This is a genomic window from Streptomyces sp. 15-116A (genome assembly GCF_025290915.1).
Classification (GTDB): domain Bacteria; phylum Actinomycetota; class Actinomycetes; order Streptomycetales; family Streptomycetaceae; genus Streptomyces.
The window spans coordinates 1-6,299 of the sequence record NZ_JAOCQE010000324.1; the positions used below are offsets into that span (position 1 = coordinate 1).

Sequence of the window (6,299 nt, forward strand, 5' to 3'; positions counted from 1 at the left end):
ACCGCGCCGCCGCCCAGCGCGAGCACGCCGTCGTGCCCGGCCAGGGCGTCGGCCACCGCCCGCGCCTCGGCGGCCCGGAAGGCGGCCTCGCCCTCGCCGGCGAAGATCTCGGCGACGGTCCGGCCCCGCTCGGCGATGATGTCGTCGTCGGTGTCCCGGTAGGCCACGCCCAGCCGCTCGGCCAGCAGCCGCCCGACGGTGGACTTGCCCACGCCCATCGGGCCCACCAGCACGACCAGCGGGCCGCTCATCGGACGGCGAGGTGGTCGAGGTACGCGGTGACGTTCCGGCGGGTCTCGGCCACGCTGTCGCCGCCGAACTTCTCCGCCACGGCGTCCGCCAGCACCAGCGCCACCATCGCCTCCGCGACGATCCCGGCGGCCGGCACCGCGCACACGTCGGAGCGCTGGTGGTGGGCCCGCGCCTCTGCTCCGGTGGTGACGTCGACCGTCCGCAGCGCCCTCGGCACGGTCGCGATGGGCTTCATCGCCGCGCGCACGCGGAGCGGTTCGCCGGTGCTCAGGCCGCCCTCGGTGCCGCCGGAGCGGCCGGAGGCGCGGCGGATGCCCTCCTCGGTCCGCACGATCTCGTCGTGCGCCGCGGACCCGGGAACGCGGGCCAGCTCGAAGCCGTCGCCGAGCTCGACACCCTTGATGGCCTGGATGCCCATGAGCGCCCCCGCGAGCCGGGCGTCGAGCCTGCGGTCCCAGTGCACGTGCGAGCCGAGGCCGACGGGCAGGCCGTAGGCGAGGATCTCCACCACGCCGCCCAGGGTGTCACCGTCCTTGTGGGCCTGGTCGATCTCGGCGACCATCGCCTTCGAGGCGTCCGCGTCCAGACAGCGCACCGGGTCCGCGTCCAGCCGCCCGGCATCGGCCGGCGTCGGGCAGACACCCGCGGGTGCCTTCGCCCCCGCCAGCTCGACCACATGGGAGACGATCTCGGCGCCAGTGGTCTCCTTCAGGTACGACCGGGCCACCGCCCCCAGCGCCACGCGGGCCGCCGTCTCCCGCGCGGAGGCACGCTCCAGGACCGGCCGGGCCTCCTCGAAGCCGTACTTCTGCATGCCGGCGAGGTCGGCGTGGCCGGGCCGGGGGCGGGTCAGCGGGGCGTTGCGGGCCAGCCCCGCCAGCACCTCCGGGTCGACGGGGTCGGCGGCCATGACCTGCTCCCACTTGGGCCACTCGGTGTTGCCCACCATGATCGCCACCGGGGAGCCGAGGGTCAGCCCGTGCCGGACTCCGCCGAGGAAGGTCACCTCGTCGCGCTCGAACGTCATACGGGCGCCGCGCCCGTAGCCCAGCCGCCGTCTCGCCAGATGGTCCGCCACCATGCCGGTCGTGACCGGCACTCCGGCGGGCAGCCCCTCCAGGGTCGCGACGAGTGCGGGGCCGTGGGACTCACCCGCGGTCAGCCAGCGCAACCTGCTCAACGGTGCCGCGCTCCTTTCCGGTTGCCCCGGGGAGGGCCCCGCCGAGGCCGGGGAGAACCTCCTTGATCAGGTCGCCGACGATGCGCACACCGTCCTGGGTGAGCACCGACTCGGGGTGGAACTGCATCGACGCGAAGTGCGCGCCGCGCAGGGCGTGCACCTCGCCGGTGCCGGGGTCGCGGCTGATCTCCACCACGCCCGCCCCGTCGCAGTCGGCCTTGTCGTCCTCGGCGCGGGCGGCGAACGTGTTGTAGAAGCCGACCCGTTCCCGGGCCCCGAACAGGTCGATCTCCCGCTGCACCCCCTGGTTGGGGACCACCCGGCGCACCAGCGGGAAGCCGAGCAGGGTGCACAGCGTCTGGTGGCTGAGGCAGACCGCGAGGAACGGGCGCCGTTCGTCGAGCAGGGTGCGCACCGCGGCCCGCAGATGGGCGATCTTGGGATGTTCGACGTCGCGCGGGTCGCCCGGCCCCGGCCCCATGACGACGAGGTCGTACCCGTCCGGCGTGTACGGCTCGTCGAACCGGCGGACCGTCACCCGCAGCCCCAGGGACCGCAGTTGGTGGTCGAGCATCGACGTGAAGGTGTCCTCGGCGTCGACGACCAGCACCCGGCGCCCGCTCAGCACCGGGTCCGGGTCCGCCGCCGTGCCGTTCCCGGCGAGCCAGAAGCCGGCGAGGGCGGAGTTGCGCTGCTCCAGGGCCGCCCGGACGTGCGGGTGGTCCGCGAACCGGGAGGGGCCGTCGCTCTCGATGGCGGCGAGCAGACCCGCCGCCTTCGCGGCCGTCTCGGCGACCTCGCTCTCGGGGTCGGAGTGCCGTACGAGCGTGGCGCCGACCCCGATCCGCAGCCGGCCGGAGCCGTCGATGTCGGCGGTGCGGATCAGGATGGAGGAGTCCAGGGCCCGCTCCCCCTGTGCGTCGCGGCCGATGAGCGCGACGACGCCGCTGTAGTAGCCCCGGCCCTCGGGCTCGTACCGCTTGATGACCCGGCAGGCGTTCTCCAGCGGGCTGCCGGTGACCGTCGGGGCGAACAGCGTCTCGCGCAGGATGTCGCGCGGGTCCCGCGTGCTGTGTCCCTCGATGAAGTACTCGGTGTGGGCGAGGCGTGCCATCTCCTTGAGGTACGGCCCGGTCACCCGGCCGCCCGACTCGCAGATCCGGGCCATCATCTTCAGTTCCTCGTCCACGACCATGTACAGCTCGTCGGCCTCCTTGCGGTCGGCGAGGAAGTCGAGCACCTGCGGCAGGGTCGGGCCGGTCGCCGGGTAGCGGTAGGTGCCGCTGATCGGGTTCATCACCGCCCGGCCCTCGCGCAGGGTGATGTGCCGCTCGGGGGTGGCGCCGACGAGGGTGCGGGAGCCGGTGTGCACCAGGAACGTCCAGTGGGCGCCGCTCTCGCGCTGCAGCAGGCGTTTGAAGACCGCCAGGGCGTGCCCCGGGGTGTAGCCGGTGATGTCGGCCGTGTAGGTGCGCTTGATGACGAAGTTGGCGCCCTCCCCGGTGCCGATCTCGTCCCTGACGACCCGGCGGACGGTGGCGGCGTACGCGTCGTCCGGGACGTCGAAGCGGCCGCCGGACAGCTTGACCGGCAGGTCGGGGACGCGGGTGAGCACCTCCGCGACGGGCACGACGGCCTGATCCGTGACGGTCATCGCGAGCAGCGGCGTGCCGTCGTCGGGGCAGTCGAAACCGCGCTCCGCGATCTGCCGGTACGGCACGAGGGCCAGCACCTCGTGCCGGGGTCCTCCGTCCGGATCCGGGCGGTCCGGCAGGGGCAGTTCGGCGAGGGTGCGCGGCTCGGTCGTCTCGCCGACGACGACGTCGAGGACGCCGGGGCCCGTCGTCCCGGGGCGGTGCAGCAGGGCGTAGGCGGCCGGGGGCCGTTCGCCCAGGATCCGGCCGAGCAGGTCGCCGCTCGGGGTGCCGGTCATGCCAGGACCTCCTTGGTGGTGACGACGACGGCGCAGCGCTGCGCCGCGTACTCCAGGGCCAGCCGGTGGTGGTACTGGGAGAAGTCGGCCGTCGCGTCGGCCACCAGGAACGGCTGGATGTCGTGGGTGAACGCCTCGACCGCGGTCATCAGCACGCCCACGTGCGCGTACACCCCGCACAGCACCAGCTGGTCCCGGCCCGCGGCGCGCATCCGCTCCAGCAGGTCCGAGCGGAAGAAGGCGCTGTAGCGCCACTTGGTGAGCTGCCAGTCGCCGGGGGCCGGGGCCAGTTCGGCGGTGACCTGCCGGTCGGCGGGCGCGGTGCGCATGCCCGGGCCCCAGAAGTCCTTCAGCAGGCCCCGCTGTTCGTCGGTCATGCCGCCGGGCTGCGCCGTGTACGCCACCGGCATGCCGAGCGCGGCGCAGTGCTCCCGCAACTGCCGTGCGTTTCCTACGAGTTCGTCGCGCAGCCCGTCGGGCAGCGGGCGCAGGAAGTAGCGCTGCATGTCGTGCACCAGCAGCACCGCGCGGTCCGGGTCGACGGACCACGAGGCGACGTTGCCGGGCAGGTCGCCGGCGGTCGGCATCGGGTAGGGGGAGATCTCGGGTATGCCTGCCATGGACTCTTCTCCTGGTCGCCTGACGTCGATAGGGACTCGGGGCCGCGCGGTCACCCCTCGAAGGCGCGCGCCCGGGGCTTTCGCCCCAGGCCGCCCTGGGCGTCGAGCGCGGCGCCAAGGGCATGTGGCCTACGCGCCGAGCGCGGCGCCGCCGTCGACGGTGAGTTCGTGCAGGGTGATGTGGGAGGCCTCGTCGGACAGCAGGAAGGCGACGGCGGCGGCGACGTCCGAGGGGCGGGCCAGCTTGCCCAGCGGGATGCCGACGCGGAAGGCGTCCAGCCGTCCCTCCACCGTGTGCCGCGGGCCCGACTCGTCGTGCCACATGGACGTCAGCATGGGGGTGCTGGTCGAGCCCGGCGCGACCACGTTGCAGCGGATGCCGTCCCGGGCGACCTCCAGGCCGAGGCTCTTGGTGAACATGGTCGCCGCCGCCTTGGACGCGGCGTAGGCGGCCATCTGCACGCGCGGGGTGGCGGCGGCGTTGGAGGCCACGGTGACGATCGCGCCGCGCCGGCGCGGCAGCATCCGGTTGACGACGGCCCGCGACATCAGGAAGACGCCGGTGGCGTTGACGGCGAACGTGGTCGCCCAGTCCTCGTCGGTGAGGTTGCGCACGGTGCCCAGACGCAGCACTCCGGCGCCGTTGACCAGGTACTCCAGTGGGCCGAGGCGCCGTTCGGCCTCGTCGACGACGGCGTCGACCCCGGCGGGGTCGGTGACGTCGGCGGGCAGGGCGAGCGTCTCCAGGCCGTCCGCGCGCAGCTTGTCCACCACCTGCCGCAGCCGGTCGGCGTCGCGGTCCACGGCTCCCACCACCGCGCCGCGTTCGCCGAGGGCGCGGGCCACCGCCTCGCCGATGCCGCCCGCGGCTCCGGTGACGAGTGCGACCTTTCCGTCCATCTTCCAGACCTCCTCATCTGCGTGTCCGCCCGGCCGGCCTGCCCCGGCCGGGCGTGGGGGTGGTGGGGGTGGCCGTGCGGTCAGCCGAGCCAGGCCGAGGCGACGGCGACGGCCTGGCTGGGGTTGAGGCGCGGATCGCAGTAGGTCGTGTACTTGTCCGCGACGTGGTCGACGCAGGTGTCGTTGGGGACGCACTCGGTGACGTCGTCCGGGGTGGTCTCCAGGTGCAGCCCGCCGATGATCCCGCCCTCGGCGCGCACGGCCTCCTGGAACTCCTGGATCTCCCGCTCGATCGTCTCCATGTAGCGCGTCTTGAGCCCGCCCGGCAGCGTGACGGTGTTGCCGTGCATGGCGTCGGTCAGCCAGATCACCGGGTGCCCGGCCGCGCGGGCGGCGGCCACCAGCTTCGGCAGCCGGTCGCCGACCGTGGCGGCCCCCATGCGGGCGATGAGGGTCAGCCGGCCCTTCTCCCGGCCGGGGTCGAGCCGTTCGCACAGTCCGAGCAGTTCGTCGGGCGTCACCTTCGGGCCGATCTTGCAGGCGACCGGGTTGGCGACCCGGGACAGCAGGGCGACGTGGGCGCCGTCGAGCTGGCGGGTGCGCTCCCCGATCCAGGGCCAGTGCGTGGAGGTGAGGACGAGCCGGCCCCGCTCGTCCCGGCGGACCATGGGCAGTTCGTAGTCGAGGATCAGCGCCTCGTGGCTGGTCCACACGGGCGGTTCGATGGTGTGCCGGCGGCCGGTGTCCCGCCAGCCGAGGTGGGTCATGATCTCGCCGGCCGCCGCGTAGCAGTCCAGGATGCGCCGGGGCTCGGGGCGCCGGCTCTCCGGGTCGGGCTCCGGCCCGTTGACCATGTGCCCCCGGTAGGACGGCAGTTCCACTCCGCCCACCCGTTCGGTGGGGCTGGAGCGGGGCTTGCCGAACTGGCCCGCGATACGGCCCACCCGGATCACCGGCTTGTGCGTGATCATCTTCAGGGCGCCGGCCAGCAGATCCAGTACGGCCGTCTTCCGGGCGACATAACCGGGCGTGCACTCGGCGGGGTCCTCGGCGCAGTCGCCGGACTGGACGACCAGGGCCTCACCGGAGGCGACCCGGGCCAGCAGCGAGCGCAGCGTGTCGACGTCCTGTACGTCGACCAGCGCCGGGCGGCGGGCGAGCGTCTCCGTGACCTGCCGCACCCGGGACGCATCACCCCACTCCGGCTGCTGCTGGGCCGGTTTGTCCTTGATATCGAGGAGGTCGAGGATGTCGAGCAGAGCGTCGTCCACTGGTGTCTCCTTCGGCGAAGGGCATGACGCGGCGCGCCATCGCCGGGGCAGGGAAGGTCCCCGTGACTGCGCAGCCGTGCGGGTGCGGGTCTCGGACGTGGGGCGGCGGGGCGGGGGGCGCACCGGGGCGTGCACCGGGGCGG

The 6,299-nt window shown here is 73.9% G+C and carries 6 protein-coding genes; all 6 read right to left on the reverse strand.

The features are described from left to right. Positions 1-251, reverse strand: a 251-nt coding sequence (locus tag N4P33_RS31100; protein ID WP_260830286.1) for a shikimate kinase, incomplete at its 3' end; no start/stop codon positions are given. After that, positions 248-1,432 (reverse strand): chorismate synthase, encoded by a 1,185-nt coding sequence (gene aroC / locus N4P33_RS31105; protein ID WP_260830287.1) that lies wholly within the window; start codon positions 1,430-1,432, stop codon positions 248-250. The genes aroC and N4P33_RS31100, both read right to left, overlap by 4 nt. Continuing rightward, the gene (locus tag N4P33_RS31110; protein WP_260830288.1) at positions 1,401-3,365 is read right to left on the reverse strand and encodes an anthranilate synthase family protein; all 1,965 of its coding nucleotides are present in this window, start codon (positions 3,363-3,365) and stop codon (positions 1,401-1,403) included. Before N4P33_RS31110 ends, aroC begins: the two co-directional genes overlap by 32 nt. Continuing rightward, positions 3,362-3,985 (reverse strand): isochorismatase family protein, encoded by a 624-nt coding sequence (locus N4P33_RS31115; protein WP_260830289.1) that lies wholly within the window; start codon positions 3,983-3,985, stop codon positions 3,362-3,364. The genes N4P33_RS31110 and N4P33_RS31115 overlap by 4 nt, the downstream gene beginning before the upstream one ends. A gap of 129 nt (positions 3,986-4,114) precedes the next feature. Further along, a complete protein-coding gene (locus N4P33_RS31120) occupies positions 4,115-4,885 on the reverse strand; it encodes a 2,3-dihydro-2,3-dihydroxybenzoate dehydrogenase (RefSeq protein ID WP_260830290.1) in 771 nt (256 codons plus the stop codon). Between the two features lie 80 nt (positions 4,886-4,965). After that, on the reverse strand, positions 4,966-6,156 hold the full coding sequence (locus N4P33_RS31125) for a 3-deoxy-7-phosphoheptulonate synthase (protein ID WP_313904617.1): 1,191 nt from the start codon (positions 6,154-6,156) through the stop codon (positions 4,966-4,968). Positions 6,157-6,299 lie beyond the last annotated feature (143 nt).